We start from the raw sequence: 18,159 nt of genomic DNA on the forward strand, positions 1-18,159 counted from the left end.
GGTGTCCTCCCTCAAGAGCCGGGAGTGGAGGCTGAGGCGGACACCGCCACCGCGGCCTCCGGCTCGGAGCGGACGGCTGCGCGGCCGGGGCCGCGGAAATCGAGCGTGGCGCTGCCGGCGGCGACGCGTTGCATCAGCGCGCCATCGCGCGTGAGCTCCTCCAGCGCCGCCACCTCGTCGTCGGCCGGCAGCTCGATGGTCGCCTTGTTGGCGAGCTTCAGGCGCCAGCGGCGGTCCGAGACGCGCTCGGCCTCGACAAAACGCGCGGCAATCTCGGGGTAGCGGGCGAGCGTGGCGAGAAAACCGGCCGCTTCCGATGCGGCTCCCTCGCCAGAAACGCGCGGCAGATCGGGAAGAGCCGTGCCGTTGACGGCCGCCAGCACGCGCCCCGTGCGGTCGATCAGGTAGACGCGATCGGCGCGCGACCAGACGGCGTAGGGCTTGCGCTCCGTGACGCGGATGTCGAGGCGTCCCGGGAAGACGCGGGTCAGCTCGGCGGTATCGATCCAGGACAGCCGCTCGATGCGCGCCTTCACGGCGGCCGTGTCGAGCGCGGCGAAGGTGCGGACGTTGGCGAGGTCGAGCGCATCGAAGACATCGCGGTCATAGGCGTAGCGATGGCCGACCAGCGCCACCTGATCGATGCCGAAGCCCATGAGACGCGCGAGACGCTCGAGCTTCGGGGCATGTCCGGCGTGGCGGGCCGCCTCCTCGACGGCGCCGAGGGCAAGGCCGATGCCAAGCGCCGCGAGCAGGAGGCGCGCAAGGCGCGGCGTGCGGGGGGCGGCTTGAGGGCCCGGGGCTGCCTCGAGATCGGCGTCGACCTGGTAGGGTTCCTTGGCCGTGAGGCGGGGTCTCTCGTCGGGAGGCGCCGGGGCGTGAGCGCGGGAGAGCAGAAGCGCATCGTGCGCCTGCCGCCGGTTCGTTCCGCTCTGGCCTACCTCGAACAACTCGCGTCCTCGACGATCCATCGGACGAGCTCGCCAAACGACCAGCCCGCGTATGCCGCCAGCTCCGGAACCAGAGAGGTCCCGGTCATGCCCGGCTGCGTGTTCACCTCCAGGCAGATCAGCTCGCCGGTCCCCCCTGCCGTGTCGTCGAAGCGGAAATCCGCGCGCGAGACGCCACGACAGCCGAGCGACGCATGGGCCGCCAGGGTGTATTTCCGGATCAATCGGTAAACATCCGGTAAAATGTCGGCCGGAAGCTCGTGGCGGGAGCCGCCGGGAGCGTATTTCGCCTCGAAATCGTAGAAGGCGAGGCCCTTCTCGGGGACGATCTCGATCACCTCGGTCACGAAGTCGCCGATGACGGCGCAGGTCAGCTCGCGGCCGGGGATGAAGCGCTCGACCATGACGATCTGCTCCGCCGGGCCGCCGTCGCGGATAAGCTTCGCCCAGTCGTTCGTTCCGGCGCGGATGATGAGCACACCCACGCTCGAGCCCTCGTCGACGGGCTTCACGACATAGGGCGGCGGGAGCGCGTGGGCGGCGGCGTCCGCGCGCGAGAGGAGCTTCGCCTCGGCCACCGGCACGCCGGCCGGCTTCATGATCGCCTTGGCCTTCTCCTTGTGCATGGCGAGCGCGGAGGCGAGGACACCCGAATGCGTGTAGGGGATGGCCATCGTCTCGAGCACGCCCTGGATCAGCCCGTCCTCGCCGAAGCAGCCGTGCAGGGCGTTGAAGCAGACCTCGGGGCGGATCTCGTCGAGGCGCCGCGCGATGTCGCGCCCGACGTCGATGCGCGTCACGCGATAGCCCTCGCCTTCGAGCGCGGCCGCCACGGCCTCGCCCGAGCGGAGGCTGACGGCGCGCTCCGCGGAGAGGCCGCCCATCAGCACGGCGACGTGACCGAACGTGCGCGGCGGGGCGGCGGGAAGCTTGTCGGTCATGATATTGCGGTCTCTGCCAGTGCCTCGCCCACGGGGCGGCCGTCCAACGGGCGCCCGAGGCGGATGATCTCCCATTCGAGCGTCACGCCTGCCTTGGCCTTGACGCGCGCGCGTACAGTTTCGCCGAGGCGCTCGATGTCCTCGCCGGAGGCGCCTTCAGTGTTGATCAGAAAGTTGCAGTGTTTCTCCGACACCTGCGCGCCGCCAACGCGAAAGCCGCGACAGCCCGCGTCGTCGATCAGCTTCCAGGCGCTGTGACCGGGCGGGTTCTTGAACGTCGAGCCGCCGGTGCGCTCCTTGATGGGCTGGTTCTGCTCGCGGTAAGCGGCGACGGCCTCCATGTCGCGCAGGATGTCGGCGGGGTTGCCGGGCGTGCCCTGGTAGGTGGCTTCGGTGAAGATCCAATCGCGTGGCACGGCGCTGTGACGATAGGTGAAGCCCATGTCGGCGAGCGAGAGCACGTGGATGTTGCCTTCCGGATCGACGGCGCGGGCCTCGATCAGCACGTCCTTGGTCTCGCTGCCATGGGCGCCGGCGTTCATGCGCAGCGCGCCGCCGATGGAGCCCGGGATGCCGCGGTAGAACGCGAGGCCGGCGATGCCGGCGTCGGCCGCCGCGCGGGCGACCTTGACGTCCGGGCAGGCGGTGCCGGCGCGCAGGCGATGGTTCGGCTCGACCTTGATCTCGGCGAAGCCACGGCCGAGGCGGATGACGATGCCCGGCACGCCGCCGTCGCGTACGAGCAGGTTCGAGCCGAGGCCGATGACGAACACCGGCAGGTCGCTCGGCTTGTGCTTCAGGAAATAGGCGAGGTCGGCTTCATCGGCGGGCGTGAAGAGCACCTGTGCGGGGCCGCCGGCGCGGAACCACGTGATGTCGGCGAGCGCGACGTTGGCGGCGAGGCGGCCGCGCAGCTCGGGCATGCGTCGGGTGAGGTCAGCCGTGATGTCGAGGAAGGTCATGGCTTCCCCTCACCCTTGTGGGGAGGGGTTAGGGGTGGGGGGAACCACGACAATAGCCGTTCTGCAATCCCCCCCTCCCGACCTCCCCCACAAGGGGGGAGGAGAAGTGGGATCCGGTGCGTAATGTCGACGCCGAAAGAGATCACAGCGCGCTCCCGGCGCGGCGGGGCTCGGCGGCGGCGAGCCACTCGGGGAGTGCGTGCGCCCATTCGGTCGAGTTGCCGGCGCCGAGGCAGATCACCATGTCGCCGGGGCGGGTCAGACGCTGCACGATGCCGACGAGCTCCCGCGGGTCACCGATGGTGGCGACGGCCGCATGTCCAGTCGCGCGAATGCCTTCCGCCAGCGCCTCCGGATCGATGCCGTCGATCGGCGCCTCGCCGGCGCTATAGAGAGGGGCCACGACGACGCTGTCGGCGGCGCGGAAGCAGGCCGAGAACTCGCCGAAGAGGTCGCGCACGCGCGTATAGCGGTGCGGCTCGACGACGGCGACGACATTGCCCTTGGCGCCGGCGCGGGCCGCCGCGAGGACGGCCGCGATCTCGGCCGGATGATGGCCGTAGTCGTCGAAGATCTCGACGCCGTTCCAGGTGCCGGTGAGCTGGAAGCGGCGCTTGACGCCGGAAAAGGCCGCGAGCCCAGCGCGGATCACCGCGTCGGAGAGGCCGGCCTCGGCGGCGACGGCGATGGCGGCGAGCGCGTTCAGCGCGTTGTGCTGGCCCGGCATGGGCACGACCCAGCCTCGAATGGCGCGCGGCCCGCCCTTCACCCGCTTACCCAGATCCGCATCCATCACGATCGTGTGCCCGTCGCTCACGATCTGGCGCAGCACGAGATCGGCATCCTCGCGCGTGCCGTAGGTCAAGAGGCGGCGGCCGTCGCGGCGAAGGTGGAGCCGCTCGACCATCCCGCGCACGACCGGGTGATCGATGCAGGCGACGGTCAAGCCGTAGAAGGGGATGTTGCGCAAGAAGGCTTCGTACTCGCGATGCATGGCCTCGACGGTGCCGAAGTAATCGAGGTGCTCGGCATCGATGTTGGTGACGACGCCGATCTCCGTCGGGAGGCGCGTGAACGTGCCGTCGCTCTCGTCGGCTTCGACGATCATCCAGCGGCCCTTGCCGAGGCGCGCGTTCGATCCCCAGGCGTTGATGATGCCGCCGGTGATCACGGTGGGGTCGAGCGCGGCCTGCTCGAAGATGGAGCTGACAAGCGAGGTCGTCGTCGTCTTGCCGTGCGTGCCGGTCACCGAAACGGTCGCGTAGAGGCGCATCAGCTCGGCCAGCATCTCGGCCCGGCGGATGATAGGAAGGCCCTTGGCGCGTGCGGCTTCGAGCTCGGGGTTGGTCTCCTTGACGGCCGTCGAGATGACGACCTGGCCGGCGCCTTCCAGGTTCGCCGCGTCATGGCCGACCGAGACGCGGATGCCCTTGGCGCGAAGGCGGCGCACGTTCGCGCTCTCCTTCTGGTCGCTGCCCTGGACCCGATAGCCTTTCGCGAGCAGGATCTCGGCGATGGCGCTCATGCCGATGCCGCCGATGCCGATGATGTGGAATGGTCCGATGTCGCTCGGCAACTGCATGCGTGGTGCTTCCTGTCTCTGGCGCCCGGCGTAACGGTGCGATCGAGCCTGCGTTCGGCCTGCCGCAACAGGCGTCCCGCGCGGCCTTCCGTCAGCGCCGCAACGCGCTTTCGCCGCCGATCACGTCTTGCACGAGATCGGCCAGCAAACCCACCGCCTGCGCCTGGCCCTGGGCTTTCGCGCGGGCGGCCGCCGCGGCGAGCGTTTCAGGCGCGCCGAGCAGCCGGCCGATCTCCGTCGCCAGCCGCGCCGGCGACAGATCCTTCTGCTCGATACACCAACTACCCCCCGATTCGGCAAGATTGGTCGCGTTCTCAAGCTGATCACTGTCGAGAGAATGCGGCAAAGGTACGAGGATCGACGGGCGGCCGATGACGGCCAGCTCCGCGACCGAGGAGGCGCCAGCCCGCGCGACGATCAGGTGGCTCTCGGCCATGATCTCTGGCAAGCCTTTGAAAAACGGCGCGATCTCGGCGTCGATGCCGGCGGCCGCGATCGCGGCCCTCACCGCGTCGATGTCCTCGGGGCGGGCCTGCTGCACGAGCTTTAGGCGCCGGCGGAGCGGCTCGGGAAGCATCGCGAGCGCGGGGGGGACGGCGTCCGAGAAGAAGCGGGCGCCCTGGCTGCCGCCGAACACCAGGAGCCGGAGCGGGCCCTCGGGCGCGAGCGGGGGATAGGGGATCTTCGCCGCCTCGATGACGGCGCCGCGGACGGGGTTGCCGGTGAAGCGCGCTTTCTCGGCCAGCGGCCCGTCGAGCTTCCGGGTCTTGCGGAACGACGTGGCGATGGCCGCGGCCGGGCGCGCGAGCGCGCGGTTGGCGCGGCCCAGGACCGCGTTCTGCTCGTGGATGATCGACGGGATGCCCAGCATCCACGCGCCGACCAGGGGCGGAATGGTCGGATAGCCGCCGAAGCCCACCACCGCGGCGGGCTTCAGCGTGCGCAGGAGGGCTCTCGCTTGGCGGATGCCGCGCAGGAGCGTCAAGCTCGCCTTCGCAAGCGCGATCGGATTGCGCTTGCTGCCGGGTGTCGCGGCGGGGAGCCGATAGACCGCGCGCGCGGGAAAGCCGGTGCCGTAGCGGTCGCCGCGCATGTCCGTCACCAGATCGACGGGGAAGCCGCGGCGGCCCAGTTCCTCGGCAAGCGCGAAGGCGGGGAACAGGTGTCCGCCGGTTCCGCCGGCGGCTAGCAGGATCGAGGGCGGCTCACGCGTCACGTCGGAGTTCCGGCGAAGGGGAAACGATCATGGTTTGAGGCTCGGAAGGCTCGGCATCAATGGGGGCTTTTTGAGGCGGTCCGCATCCGGACGACGGCGAGTGAGCGCCAGCAGCATACCGAGCGTCAGGGAGATCGCCAGCATGGACGAGCCGCCGGCCGAAAGGAAGGGCAGCGTCATGCCCTTGGCCGGCAGCAGGCCGACGTTGACGCCCATGTTGATCAGGGCCTGGAAGCCGAACATCAGGGCGAGGCCGATGACGGCGAGGCGCGTCGGCGGATCCGGCTCGCTCTCGGCGTGGCGGAGCGCGCGCAGGACGACGAACGCGAACAGCGCGAGAAGCGCGAGGCAGGCGAGCGCGCCGTACTCCTCGGCGACGACGGCGAAGATGTAGTCGGTATGGGCGTCGGGCAGCGAGGTCTTGATGGTGCCCTCGCCCGGCCCGCGGCCGAGGAAGCCCCCTTCGACGAAGGACTGGATGGCGCGTGCGCCCTGGCTGTAGTCGCTGCTCGTCTGGGGGCCGAAGAAGCGGTCGATGCGGAAGGCGACGTGCGGGAAGTAGAGATAGGCGCCGTAGAGGCCGACCGCGCCCATGACGGCCGCAAGGGCCGCCCCTTTCAGCGCCAGTCCCGAAACGAATAGCATCGCGGTCCAGACCAACGTCACGAGCATGGTCTGGCCGACGTCCGGCTGCACGACGAGGAGGCCGGCGAAGACCGCGAACAGCGCCAGCGCCAGCGCCGAGGCCGGCATGTCGGGGCGGCGGCGCGCCTCCGCCAGGAGCCAAGCCGAGACCACCACGAAGGCGGGCTTGGCGAACTCCGACGGCTGGATCGAGCGGCCTTCGATGGAGAGCCAGCGGCGGGCGCCGTTGATCTCCTCGCCGACGAGAAGGACGGCGACGAGACCGATCATCGAAACCGCGAGCACCGCGAGCGAGAGGCGGCGCACGGAAGCGGGCGCCAGCAGCGACACGGCGAGCATGAGCCCCATGCCGATCACCGAGAAGACCACGTGGCGCTCGACGAAGTAATAGGCCGGAAATCCCTTCTTCAGGGCGACGGCGGGGCTCGCCGCAATGGACAGCACGAGCCCGGTCGCGACCACGATCAGGATGGCGTAGAGCAGCACATGGTCGACCGTGAACCACCATTCGGCGAGCCGGCTCCTGTCGGCGCGCGAGAACTTCATGCGCTGGCCCTTCCGGCGACACGCTCGGCCACGAGGTGCCTGAAGGCGTCGCCGCGCTCCTCGAAGTTCCTGAACTGATCGTAGGAGGCGCAGGCCGGCGAAAGCAGCACGACGCTTCCCGGCCGGTTGGCGGCAAGCGCATCGTCGGCGGCGCGGCGGACGGCGGCGCCGAGCGTGCCGCAACGCTCGAAGGGAACAGATTCGCCGAGAGTGGCCGCGAACGCGTCCGTCGCCTCGCCGATCAGATAAGCCCGGGCGATGCGCGGGAAGTAGGCGGCAAGCGTGGCGATGCCGCCGGCCTTCGGCCTGCCGCCGAGGATCCAGTAGATGTCGCCGGCGAAGGACGCGAGGGCCTTCTCGGTGCTGTCGGCGTTGGTCGCCTTGCTGTCGTTGATGAAGTCGACGGGGCCGATTTTGTCCACCACCTCGAGGCGGTGCGCGAGACCGGGAAAGCTTCGAAGCGCCGCTTGCAGATCGCCGCCGGCGTGGAACCTCTCGGGCAGTGCCTCGACGGCGGCGACGGCGGCGGCCGCGTTCTGCCAATTGTGCGCGCCGCGCAGCGTGGCGATGCCATCGAGGGCTGCGCGCTCGCGGCCGTTCTCGTAGAGCTTCGCGTCTTGCGCGTAGATGCCGTCTGCCACGGCGGCGCGCACGGAGATGCGGCGCACCTTCGTCCGCCCGCGCGCCTCGAGCGTATCCGCGATGCGCCGGCACCAGTCGTCGTCGACGCCGATCACGGCGGTCGCCCCGGCGTTGGCGACGAGGCGGCTTTTGACCTCCGCGTAGTGCTCCACGGTGCCGTGGCGGTCGATGTGGTCGGGGGTGACGTTCAAGAGCACGGCGACGGTCGGGGCTGCGCCCGGCGCGAGGTCGATCTGGAAGCTCGACAGCTCGAGCACGTGGATGCGGTCCGGCGCGGGCGCCTCCAGCGTCAGCACGGCGCGGCCGATGTTGCCACCGAGTTGCACGTCGTTGCCGAAGCTGCCCAGGATGTGGGCGATGAGCGCGGTGGTGGTGGACTTGCCGTTGGTGCCGGTGATGGCAATGACGGGCGCCTGAGGGCAGGTTGCAGCCCGCTCGCGGAAGAACAGCTCGACGTCGCCGATCACCTCGATGCCGGCGGCTTTTGCCTTCTCCACCGTCCAATGCGGCTCGGGATGCGTCAGCGGAACGCCGGGCGCCAGCACGAGCGCCGCAAACAGGGACCAGTCGGCGGAGGCGAGGTCGACGAGTGGCACGCCTGCTTCCTCAGCGGCAGCGCGGCCCGCGACGCTGTCGTCCCAGGCGGCGACACGCGCGCCGCCCGCCTCGAGCGCGCGCACGGTGGCGAGGCCCGAGGCGCCGAGCCCGAACACCGCGACCGTCCGATCCTTGAAGGCCGTCACGCGAATCATGGAGTGAGGCTAATGCCTTTTTGAGAGCGGTTGAATCGGGTGCGCGGCGAACGGGGCCCTGTTTGCATCATTCGGATGGGTGTCTGGATCCCGGCCTGCGCCGGGATGACGGCGCGTGTCAGTCTCGCCGCACGCCTCAAAATGGTGCGTCACCCCGACGGAGGTCGGGGTCCAGATGCGATGCCGCATTGCGGTGCCGGGCATCAGCGCAACTTCAGGGTGGCAAGGCCGATCAGGGCCAGGATCACGGCGATGATCCAGAAGCGCACGACGACAGTGCTCTCCTTCCAGCCCTTCTGCTCATAGTGATGGTGCAACGGGGCCATGCGAAAGACACGCTTGCCCGTGAGCTTGTACGAGGTCACCTGGATGATGACCGACAGCGTCTCCAGCACGAACAGGCCGCCGACGATGGCCAGCACGACCTCGTGCTTGGTCGCGACCGCGATGGCGCCGAGCGCGCCGCCGAGCGCGAGCGAGCCGGTGTCGCCCATGAAGATCATGGCGGGCGGCGCGTTGAACCACAGGAAGCCCAGGCCCGCGCCGATCAGGGCGCCGCAGATCACCGCCAGCTCGCCGGTGCCGGCGACGTGGTGGATCTGCAGATAGCCCGCGAACTTGTAGTTGCCGATCAGATAGGAGATGAGGCCGAAGGTGGCGGCCGCGATCATGACGGGAACGATCGCCAGTCCGTCGAGGCCGTCGGTCAGGTTGACCGCATTGCCGGCGCCGACGATCACGAACATGCCGACGATGATGAACATGGCGCCGAGATCGATCAGCGCTGTCTTGAAGAACGGCAGCGCGAGCTTGCCCGAGAGCTCGGGCACGGACAGACCCATGATGACGTAGACCGCGAGCGCCGCCACCAGCATCTCGAGCCCAAGCCGTGCCTTGCCGCCGAAGCCGCTCGACTGCTGCTTGGTGACCTTCAGATAGTCATCGTAGAAGCCGATGCCGCCATAGGCGAGCGTGACCAGAAGAACGACCCAGACGTAGCCGTTCGAGAGATCCGACCAGAGCAGCGTCGCCACGGTGACGCTGGCGAGGATCATCAGGCCGCCCATGGTGGGCGTGCCCTTTTTCGAGAAGTGCGACTGGGGGCCGTCCTCGCGGATGGGCTGGCCCTTGCCCTGCTTCAACCTCAGGAGGTCGATGATGCCGGGGCCGAAGAGAAGCACGAACAGAAGCGCGGTGAAGACGGCGCCGCCGGTGCGGAAGGTGATGTAGCGGAAGACGTTCAGGATGCCGATCTGGTCGCTGAAAGCCACGAGCTCGTACAGCATGTCACCCCTTCCCCCGGCCTCGGCCGTCCCCCGGACCCGACATTACCCAACTCGGCGTCCTCACTTCAACGTCCGGCGCAGGAGATCGGCGAGCGGCCCCATGCGGCTGCCGTTCGAGCCCTTGACCATGACAACGTCGCCCGGTCTCAGCTCTTCCAGCAGCCGCGCGCCCAGCGTGGCCGAGTCCGAGGCCCAGGCGCCCCGCCGTTCGGGCGCAAGCGCCTCGAAAAGGTGAGCCATATTGGGTCCACAGGCAAAAACCAGATCCATGCCGGCAGCGTCAACAGCTTCCTTGAGCGCGACGTGGAGGCTTTTCTCCTGCGGGCCGAGCTCCAGCATGTCGCCGAGCACGGCGATGCGGCGTCCGAAGGCGGATCGCGGCACGGTGCCGAGCACGGCGAGGGCTGCGCGCATGGATGCCGGGTTGGCGTTGTAGCTCTCGTCGATCAGAAGGATTTTGCCGCCCGCGAGCGGCAGCTCGGTGCGCACGCCGCGCCCCGGCGGGGGCGGCAGTGCCGCAAGGACGGACAACGCCTCCTCCACGTCCGCGCCTGCCGCGTGCACGGCCGCGGCGACGGCGAGCGCGTTCAAGGCGATGTGGACGCCCGGCACGGCGAGGCGGACGCGAACGTCGCGGCCGCCGAGGGCGAGATCGATCACCGTCCCCTCCGACGACAGCTCCAGCGCCTTCGGCCGCACGTCGGCGCGGGCATCCTGGCCGAACGACACGACACGGGCGCCCGCAGCCTCGGCGCGGAGGCGCAGGATGTCGAAATGCGTGTTGTCGCGGTTGATGACGGCGGTGCCGCCGGGCTCGAGGCCGAGGAAGATCTCCGCCTTCGCTTCCGCAATCGCCTCGACGTTCGGGAACTGCGCGAGATGCACCGGCTCGACGGTCGTGACGATGGCGACATGCGGCCGGACCAACCGGACCAGCGGCGTGATCTCGCCGGGGTGGTTCATGCCGATCTCGAACACGCCGAAGCGCGTTGAGGCCGGCATGCGCGCGAGCGTCAGCGGCACGCCCCAGTGGTTGTTGAAGGACTTGTCGGCGCCGTGCGTGGGTCCGATGCGGGAGAGGGCCGCGCGCAGCATGTCCTTTGTGCCGGTCTTGCCGGCGCTGCCCGTGACCGCGATGACGCGCGCCTCGGGCGCGAGGCGGGCGCGGGCGGCGCGGCCGATGGCTTCGAGACCGGCCAGCGTATCGGGGACGCGGATCAGCGGGCCGTCGTCGGGCCGGGCCTCATAGCCCTCCGACACGAGCGCGGCAGCGGCGCCCGCAGCGAAGGCATCGGCGACGAACGCGTGACCGTCGCGCTGGTCCTTGAGGGCGACGAAGAGATCGCCGGGCGCCAGCGTGCGCGTGTCGATGGAGAGACCGGCGATCGGGGCGCCGGTCGCCCGCTCGGGGCGGGCCGCCGCGGCGCGCACCAGCTCGTCAAAGGTCCACAGGGGAGCGTCCGACATCGATCATGCTCCACGCGTCTCGACGACGCCGTCTTGCTGTTTATGCTCAGGGGGTTTGCAACGCCTGGCGCAGGCAGTCGTGATCCGAAAACGGGACTACCCTCTGGCCGACGATCTGGCCCGTTTCGTGGCCTTTTCCGGCGACCAGAACGACGTCTCCGGGCCGCATCATCGCCACGGCGGCGCGGATCGCCTCCCCGCGGTCGCCGATCTCGGCCGCACCGGGCGCGCCCGCCAGGATCGCGGCGCGGATGGCGGCCGGATCCTCGTTGCGCGGATTGTCGTCCGTCACGATCGTCACGTCGGCGCGTTTCACGGAGATGGCGCCCATGATCGGGCGCTTGCCGCGGTCGCGGTCGCCGCCGCAGCCGAAGACGCAGATGAGCTTTCCGCTCACAAACGGGCGCACGCCGTCGAGCGCCGCCTCGAGCGCCTCGGGCTTGTGGGCGTAGTCGACGACGGCGAGGCCGCCGTTGCGCTCGCCGACGATCTCGAGACGTCCCTTGACGCCGGAGAGGTGCGCGAGCGCGGGGATGACGACGGCGGGATCCTCGCCGACGGCAAGTGCGAGCCCGACGGCAACGAGCGCATTGGCGGCCTGATAGGTGCCGATCAGCGGCAGACGGACATCGTAGGTGCGGCCGGCACGCGCGATGATGAGTCGTTGCGCGAAGCCGTCGCGGTCGAGCTTCGCAAGGCGCACCGTCTCGCCCGCCGCGCCGACCGTGATCAGGGGCAGCCCGCGTCTCTCCACGACGCGCACCACATCCCCGGCGCACGGTCCGTCGACGTTGACGACGGCGGGCGCGCCGTCCGGCAATAGCTCCTCGAAGAGACGCAGCTTGGCGGCGAGGTAGGCTTCTGTGGTCGGGTGATAGTCGAGATGATCGCGGCCGAGGTTCGTAAAGGCAGCCGCGGCGATCCTCACGCCGTCGAGGCGGTATTGATCCAGGCCGTGGGACGAGGCTTCGAACGCGAGATGGGTGACGCCTTCGCGCGCAAGGCCGGCCAGCGTCTCGTGCAGCGTCACCGGATCGGGCGTGGTCAGCGACCCGTAGACCGCGCCGCCTGGCTTGACGACGCCGATGGTGCCGAGGGAGGCCGCCTCGTGTCCGGCGGCGGCGAAGAGCTGGCGCGTGAACTCGGCGACGGAGGTCTTGCCGCTGGTGCCCGTGACGGCGACGGCGGTTTCGGGCTGGGCGCTGTAGAAGCGGGCCGCCATCCGCGCGAGCGCGCGGCGCGGCTCCCTGGCGCGCAGCACGGGGACGGCGAGACCTTCGGGGACCGCGGCGCCTTCTCCCGCCAGCACCACCACGGCGCCTTTCGCGACGGCATCCGCAATGAACCTGCTGCCGTCCGCCTTGGTCCCGGCGAGGGCGACGAACAACGCGCCCGACGACGCCTGCCGGCTGTCGGCGGTGATGCGCGCGATATCGATCGCATCAGCGCCCGCCGGTTCGGCGGCGATCCCGGTATCCGTCATCAGTGAGGAAAGGCGCATGTCGTCTCGGCCGCGGCGGAGGACTTCGACGCTTCTAAGGTCGGATGCGCGAGCCGTCAAACGCGGCGCAGGTGATTGTCGAACTCCGTCCCGGGAAATTCCCGCACGCTCGCGCGGCCGTCCCGATCCTCGACGCGCACCACACCCTCGCCCGTGCTCATCGCGAACTCGCCCGCTCCCCCGCCGACCGTGATACCGGAGCTGTCCTTGATCGCGATCTCGTGCGCGATGCGGCCGGTTTCGGTGTCCAGGCAGACGATCCGGCCGGCGAGGGGCGCCGATGCGGCGAGCAGGCGGCCGTCGCCACTCACCGCCACAGCGCCGATATAGCCCTTCAAGGCGATGCCCATGGGATCGGTCGTCTCGAGCATGGCGATCGGTCTCTCGAGACCGACGCGTCCGAGCAGCGCCGGGGCGTCCTCGAGGCCGCCCAGCCATTGTGCGCCGAACCAGATATCGCCGCTGGGCGTCTCGGCGAGGTGGCGCAGCGACAGGAGGTTGATGGCGGCCGGCACGCCGTGACGCGCCTTGAGCGCGCCGGTCGAAAGGTCGACGAAGGCGACGTTCGGCTGCATGTCGGCGACGCCGATGCTTTCGCGCCCCGTCGCGGGATCGTTGCCGAAGCCGCCGTTGGCGACCGCAAGCGTGCGGCCATCCGACAGCAGGATCGCCTCGTGGGGGCCCACGCCGTAGGACGGAAACTCGCCGACGCGCCGCCAGCTCCCGGTCGCGTCGTAGATGCCGATCACGCCCTCGCCGGTGTCGACGTCGTGCTCGGTCGCGTAGACGAGGCGACCGTCCCCGGAAAACACGCCGTGTCCGTAGAAATGCCGGTCCGGCGGAGGCACGAAGACCTCCGGCGCGCGGCGCCCCGCGACGTCGAAAGCGAGCGCGAAGAGGCCCGGCCGCCGCGCGAAGATGACGGCGCGGCGCGCCACACGATCGACGGCGATGTCGTGGCCGCGCGCGGACATCGGGATCTCGCGCAGGATGCGGCCGTCGTCGCCGACGACGAGCACGGCATACGTGCCATCGGCCAATCGCGCGCCGGATGCGTAGAGGCAGGGCGCGGCGCCGGCCAGGTCCTCGGAGGACGCCCACGCCTCGCCGGCGGCGGCGAGCGTCACCAGGGAGCCGACCAGAAACTGGCGCCGATCAATCACCATCGAGCTCGTTGAACCCCATGACGATGTCCGCAGCGGGCGCCAGCTCCTTGACGACGATCTGGCGGATGCCGGAGAGGTCGAAGCGCATCTTGCGCAAGGCGTGCAGGTGAGCTTCCGATCCGCGCTCGTCCGCGCGCAGGCCGTCGAGCCGCTCCACGTCGGCGAGCAGGCTGTTCCACGACGTGGATAGGAAGCTCGTCATCCACGGCTTGTCTGGGGGGACGTAGGCGTCGAGGCCGATCGCTTCGTAGAGCTCCTTCAAGGCGACGAGGGAGGACTTCAGGTAGGCACCGGTGAGGCCGGAGGTCTCGAACGCGAGGCGCACGCGCCGCGGGGGCGTGGCGGTCACCGCGGTCAGCTCGGGCAGAATGAACCGGTCGCGGCCGAGCTCGATCCCCGCGACGAACGCCTTCAGGACCTCGCGCACGGTCTCCGAGGCGTCCTTGTAGAGCGGGTTGTCGGAGCCCGGGGTCAGCATCTTAATGCGGAACCCGTCCTCGCCGATCCAGCCCGCCTGGATCTCACCTGCGACGGCATGGATGTTGGCCGCCATGGCGCCGGCCATCGCGCAACGGTAGCGCGCCGCCTCGTCCGCGCCGGAGCCGAGCGGCATCTTCTCGTCGAAGAGCAGGATCTCGAGCGGCGTCAATCCCTGGACGGCGACGCTTTGCGACGCGAGCGCGCCGGGCGCGATGAGCTCGGGCTTCCGCGCGGCCAGAAGCGCGTTCAACTGCCGCGACGTGAACCCGCGCGGGTCGGGCCAGAAGAAGATGCGCTCGAGGCGGTGGGCGCGCGCGGACGGGCCGAATCGGATGAAATCGAGCGCGCCCCAGGCGCGGACGGTGTCGGCGAATGCCGCGCGGGCCGCCTTGCGGGACGCCTCGTCTCCCGTCTTGCAGACGGCCTCGACGGCGGTCGCGAGCGTGCCCGTCGTCTCGGTCAGCGTCTCGAAGCGGGGCAGGAGAAACGTGTCGATGGCGTCGAGCACCATCGTGGCGTGGGTCTTTCGGACGGGGAGTGCCTCGGCCGGGGCGCCTACGACGGCAAGCATCGCGGTCGCGAGAGAGACCGCCCTCAGAACTCTCGGCAGCAGGACGGAAATCACACGGAACTCCACGGGGTGCGATAGGCCCCGATGCTTATGCCGAGACTGCCGGATGGGAAAGGGATTACGAGCAGCCCGCCGGAGCGGGCTACTCCGCCGCCTCGAGCAGCACCACCCGCTTGCCGCGCGTCTGCTGCTGGATGCGCTGGAGACGCTCGCGCGTCGAGAGGCTGAGGTAGGGGCAGATCAGCCCGCGCGTCGCGAGATCCTCGAGCTTGGCGTAAATCACATCGACGGCCACCGGCGCGCAGCCGCAGCACTGCATGCGCCGCTGCATGTAGCGGTAGACGACGCCGGGCGTCGGGATCGGCGCTTCCGGCTGGTTCAGGATGTCGAGCAGCGCGAGCTCGATGTCGAAATCGGAGACCTGCTGACAGGAACAGACAATCATGACGCGTCCCTGCCCTACTGTCTCAACGCTGCGCCGTGCGACGCGGACGCGTAAGCGGCCGCGTTGACGATCAATGCCGGCGGCAGCACCTGATCGAGACCGCGCATGGTGACGGCGAAGCTTTCGGCGTGATGGACAACCTCGTCGATCAGCGAGCTTTCGATCAGCGCGAAGGCGCAGGCGCGCATGGCGGGGCAGGTGTTGTGCTGGCAGGCGGCAATCATCGACAGCGCCAGGCACTCGTCGCGGCAGAAGCCGTCGCAGTCACCGCTCTTGACCTCGATCTCGCGACGGGCGGCCGCGCTCACGGCGCGAACCCAGGCGGAGAGCTCGGATACCGCCGTGCGGGCCGCGTTGGGACCGAGCGCATGCGCATAGATCCGCCAAGCGTCCTCCCAACGGTCGATGTCGCCGGATTTATAGCCGGCGACCCAGTAACGGAAGCCGAGACCGATCAGGCGCTCAGGCCCCTGTGCAACGGCGACCGTGCCGTCGCGACACGGCCTCTCGACGAGTTCAAGCGCGGGGCTAGATCTGCGCATGGCAAACCTCCCACCGGCACAGCTCTGCAACGGGGTTTAGGGCAACGGGATTTCGAGAAGAACGCGCGAGCGCACGGCATGCGTGCGACACCCGGCGCGGGCGCAATTCGCGAACCATCGGATCAGCCTTCCTATTGTCGGGGTTCAAGGCCCCGAAAAGGACACGGTGCACGACCGCAAGCCTGCGGTCGTTGCGCCTAAGCAACCCTTTTCGATGGACGGAGTCAAGCGTGCTGATGAAGCATCAGCCAGTTGGAATCATTCAAAAATTCTCTTTTGAAGAATTCCAAAGTAAAGAAGCGGTATCAGCCGTGGCTCGCCTGCTGGCGGCGTGCGCCGCTGCCGCTCACGGAGAGCGGCTTGCTGCGACGCTGAAGCTTCGTTTTCGCGCGCGCGGCGGGCGTTTCCTTACGCTGCGCCTTGAGCATCTGCTCCAGCGTATGCTCGTCGAGCACGCTGATGAAGGCGCCCAAAGCGTCGTCGAACAGTTGATCGAGCGCCGCGAGCTGCCCTTGCTCCGCCGAGCCCTGCGCGGTCTCGCGCTCGATCTCGAGGTGCAGGATCTCCACGGCGCGAACGACGTCGCCGATCCGAATCTCGGAGGCGGGCCTGGCGAGCCGGACGCCGCCGTGGCGACCGCGCACGGCGCGAATGAAGCCCGCGCGCGACAGGAGATGCACGATCTTGAACGTATTCTGCAGCGTGATGTCGCAACGTTCAGAAATTTCAGCGACTTTCACGAGGTTCGGCTCTGCGAACGCGCAGTCGAGGAGGATGCGGATCGCGTAGTTCGTGGTTTTGCTGAGGCGCATGATCTGTCTGGTTCTCCACCCGCGCTGGTCAGCCCGAACGCGGGCCTCACGATTATCTTTTTATCATAGCTCGATCTAGACTAATTCCAAACTAGATCCTTCAGCAAGAGATCATCCGTTTTCTTTCAAAGATTTTTCAGATTATCAGCCTGGCCCAAATGATCGGATGGCATGCGGCAACCGCCGTAGCGACCTCACGAAGCCACAATCAGACTATGATCGACGCTCCGCATCGATAAAGAATTCCAGAACAATCGCGGCCCTCTGTACCGTTAAGCATTCTTGACTGCGTGCGTCAATAAGCCTAGTCGATTTGCCCGGAATTGCCAACCGAGGAGACGGTTCTTGTCGAAGGGTTATCCAGCCGCATTGCGGTCTCTCGTGCTCGCGGCCGCGGCCTCGGCGGCGATGCTGGCGTCCGGCCCGGCCGGGGCCGAAGCGCCAGCCGTCAAGGACGTGCTCGCGACCTATTCCGACATTGCGGAGGCGGCCTACGGGGACAGCCTCGCGGCGGCGCGCGATCTCAAAACCGCCGTCGACGCCCTGATCGCTTCGCCGAGTGAAGCGACGCTTGCGCGTGCGCGCGAGGCGTGGCGGACGGCGCGCGTGCCCTATATGCAGACCGAGGCGTTCCGCTTCGGCAACCCGGTCGTCGATTCCTGGGAAGGCCGCGTGAACTCCTGGCCGCTCGACGAAGGGCTGATCGACTACGTGGCCGAAGCCTACGGCACGGACAACCCCGAGAACGAGTACTATGCCGCCAACGTGATCGCCAACACGTCGCTCAAGATCGCCGGCGAAACGGTCGACGCCTCGCGGATCACACCCGAGTTGATCCGGTCGCTGCAGGAAGCGGGCGGCATCGAGGCCAACGTCGCCACCGGCTATCATGCCGTCGAATTCCTGCTCTGGGGGCAGGATCTCAACGGCACCGAGCCGGGCGCGGGAAACCGGCCGGCCACGGACTACGACCTCAAGGCGTGCACCAACGGCAACTGCGACCGCCGCGCCGCCTATCTCGCGACCGTCACCGACCTCCTGATCGAGGACCTCGACTGGATGGTGCGGCAATGGGGGCCCACGGGCGATGCGCGGCGCTTCATCACCCGTGACGAGACGGCCGGGCTGACCTCGGTCTTCACCGGCCTCGGCAGCCTCTCCTACGGCGAGCTCGCCGGCGAGCGCATGAAGCTCGGCCTCATGATCCACGACCCCGAGGAGGAGCAGGACTGCTTCTCCGACAACACGCACAACGCCTACTACGGCGACGTGGTGGGCATCCGCAACGTCTACCTCGGACACTATACGCGCACCGACGGCAGCGTGGTCTCGGGCCCCTCCGCCTCGGATCTCGTCAAGGACAAGTCTCCGGAGGCCGACGCGGCGGTGCGCGCCGCGCTCGAGACGACGCTGAGCCGGATGGCGGCGCTGGTCGAGCGCGCGGAAAAGGTCGAGCGCTACGACCAGATGATCGGACTCGACAACCCCGAGGGGAATGCCGTCGTGCAGGCCGGCATCGACGCGTTGATCGCCCAGGCCAAGGAGCTCGAGCGCGCCATCGCGGTGCTCGACCTCAGAGGCATCAAGTTCGAAGGCTCGGACAGCCTCGACAATCCAGGCGTCGTCGAGAGTGCGCCCTGACCGCCAGGCGCT

The 18,159-nt window shown here is 68.9% G+C and carries 16 protein-coding genes; 1 reads left to right on the top strand and 15 read right to left on the bottom strand.

From position 1 onward, the window contains the following. Positions 1-11: 11 nt before the first annotated feature. The 15 genes from V7082_RS02900 to V7082_RS02970 form a co-directional block, all read right to left on the bottom strand. On the bottom strand, positions 12-971 hold the full coding sequence (locus V7082_RS02900; protein WP_334146118.1) for a cell division protein FtsQ/DivIB: 960 nt from the start codon (positions 969-971) through the stop codon (positions 12-14). Further along, positions 938-1,891 (bottom strand): D-alanine--D-alanine ligase, encoded by a 954-nt coding sequence (locus tag V7082_RS02905; RefSeq protein ID WP_334146119.1) that lies wholly within the window; start codon positions 1,889-1,891, stop codon positions 938-940. The genes V7082_RS02900 and V7082_RS02905 overlap by 34 nt, the downstream gene beginning before the upstream one ends. Then, positions 1,888-2,853, bottom strand: a complete 966-nt coding sequence (gene murB, locus V7082_RS02910; protein WP_334146120.1) for a UDP-N-acetylmuramate dehydrogenase — start codon at positions 2,851-2,853, stop codon at positions 1,888-1,890. The genes V7082_RS02905 and murB overlap by 4 nt, the downstream gene beginning before the upstream one ends. A 142-nt stretch (positions 2,854-2,995) precedes the next feature. After that, positions 2,996-4,435 (bottom strand): UDP-N-acetylmuramate--L-alanine ligase, encoded by a 1,440-nt coding sequence (gene murC / locus V7082_RS02915; protein WP_334146121.1) that lies wholly within the window; start codon positions 4,433-4,435, stop codon positions 2,996-2,998. A gap of 91 nt (positions 4,436-4,526) precedes the next feature. After that, a complete protein-coding gene (gene murG / locus V7082_RS02920; protein ID WP_334146122.1) occupies positions 4,527-5,651 on the bottom strand; it encodes an undecaprenyldiphospho-muramoylpentapeptide beta-N-acetylglucosaminyltransferase in 1,125 nt (374 codons plus the stop codon). A gap of 27 nt (positions 5,652-5,678) precedes the next feature. After that, positions 5,679-6,842 (bottom strand): FtsW/RodA/SpoVE family cell cycle protein, encoded by a 1,164-nt coding sequence (locus V7082_RS02925; protein WP_334146123.1) that lies wholly within the window; start codon positions 6,840-6,842, stop codon positions 5,679-5,681. Beyond that, positions 6,839-8,236, bottom strand: a complete 1,398-nt coding sequence (gene murD / locus V7082_RS02930) for a UDP-N-acetylmuramoyl-L-alanine--D-glutamate ligase (protein WP_334146124.1) — start codon at positions 8,234-8,236, stop codon at positions 6,839-6,841. The genes V7082_RS02925 and murD overlap by 4 nt, the downstream gene beginning before the upstream one ends. Before the next feature lie 203 nt (positions 8,237-8,439). Further along, on the bottom strand, positions 8,440-9,522 hold the full coding sequence (gene mraY / locus V7082_RS02935) for a phospho-N-acetylmuramoyl-pentapeptide-transferase (protein ID WP_334146125.1): 1,083 nt from the start codon (positions 9,520-9,522) through the stop codon (positions 8,440-8,442). A gap of 60 nt (positions 9,523-9,582) precedes the next feature. Then, on the bottom strand, positions 9,583-10,989 hold the full coding sequence (locus V7082_RS02940; protein WP_334146126.1) for a UDP-N-acetylmuramoylalanyl-D-glutamyl-2,6-diaminopimelate--D-alanyl-D-alanine ligase: 1,407 nt from the start codon (positions 10,987-10,989) through the stop codon (positions 9,583-9,585). Between the two features lie 46 nt (positions 10,990-11,035). Then, the gene (locus tag V7082_RS02945) at positions 11,036-12,490 is read right to left on the bottom strand and encodes a UDP-N-acetylmuramoyl-L-alanyl-D-glutamate--2,6-diaminopimelate ligase (protein WP_334146127.1); all 1,455 of its coding nucleotides are present in this window, start codon (positions 12,488-12,490) and stop codon (positions 11,036-11,038) included. Between the two features lie 56 nt (positions 12,491-12,546). Continuing rightward, on the bottom strand, positions 12,547-13,656 hold the full coding sequence (locus V7082_RS02950) for a DUF1513 domain-containing protein (RefSeq protein WP_334146128.1): 1,110 nt from the start codon (positions 13,654-13,656) through the stop codon (positions 12,547-12,549). Further along, a complete protein-coding gene (locus V7082_RS02955) occupies positions 13,646-14,761 on the bottom strand; it encodes an imelysin family protein (RefSeq protein ID WP_334146129.1) in 1,116 nt (371 codons plus the stop codon). Before V7082_RS02955 ends, V7082_RS02950 begins: the two co-directional genes overlap by 11 nt. An 88-nt stretch (positions 14,762-14,849) precedes the next feature. After that, complete coding sequence (locus V7082_RS02960; RefSeq protein WP_334146130.1) at positions 14,850-15,152, bottom strand: hypothetical protein; 303 nt, start codon at positions 15,150-15,152, stop codon at positions 14,850-14,852. A 14-nt stretch (positions 15,153-15,166) separates the two neighbouring features. Continuing rightward, complete coding sequence (locus V7082_RS02965) at positions 15,167-15,694, bottom strand: hypothetical protein (protein WP_334146131.1); 528 nt, start codon at positions 15,692-15,694, stop codon at positions 15,167-15,169. 305 nt (positions 15,695-15,999) lie between these two features. Beyond that, a complete protein-coding gene (locus V7082_RS02970) occupies positions 16,000-16,506 on the bottom strand; it encodes an RrF2 family transcriptional regulator (RefSeq protein WP_334146132.1) in 507 nt (168 codons plus the stop codon). A 345-nt stretch (positions 16,507-16,851) separates the two neighbouring features. Between V7082_RS02970 and V7082_RS02975 the strand changes: the two genes are divergently transcribed. Beyond that, on the top strand, positions 16,852-18,147 hold the full coding sequence (locus V7082_RS02975) for an imelysin family protein (protein WP_334146133.1): 1,296 nt from the start codon (positions 16,852-16,854) through the stop codon (positions 18,145-18,147). Positions 18,148-18,159: the final 12 nt, after the last annotated feature.

Source organism: Hyphomicrobium sp., from assembly GCF_036833075.1.
GTDB lineage: Bacteria > Pseudomonadota > Alphaproteobacteria > Rhizobiales > Hyphomicrobiaceae > Hyphomicrobium_C.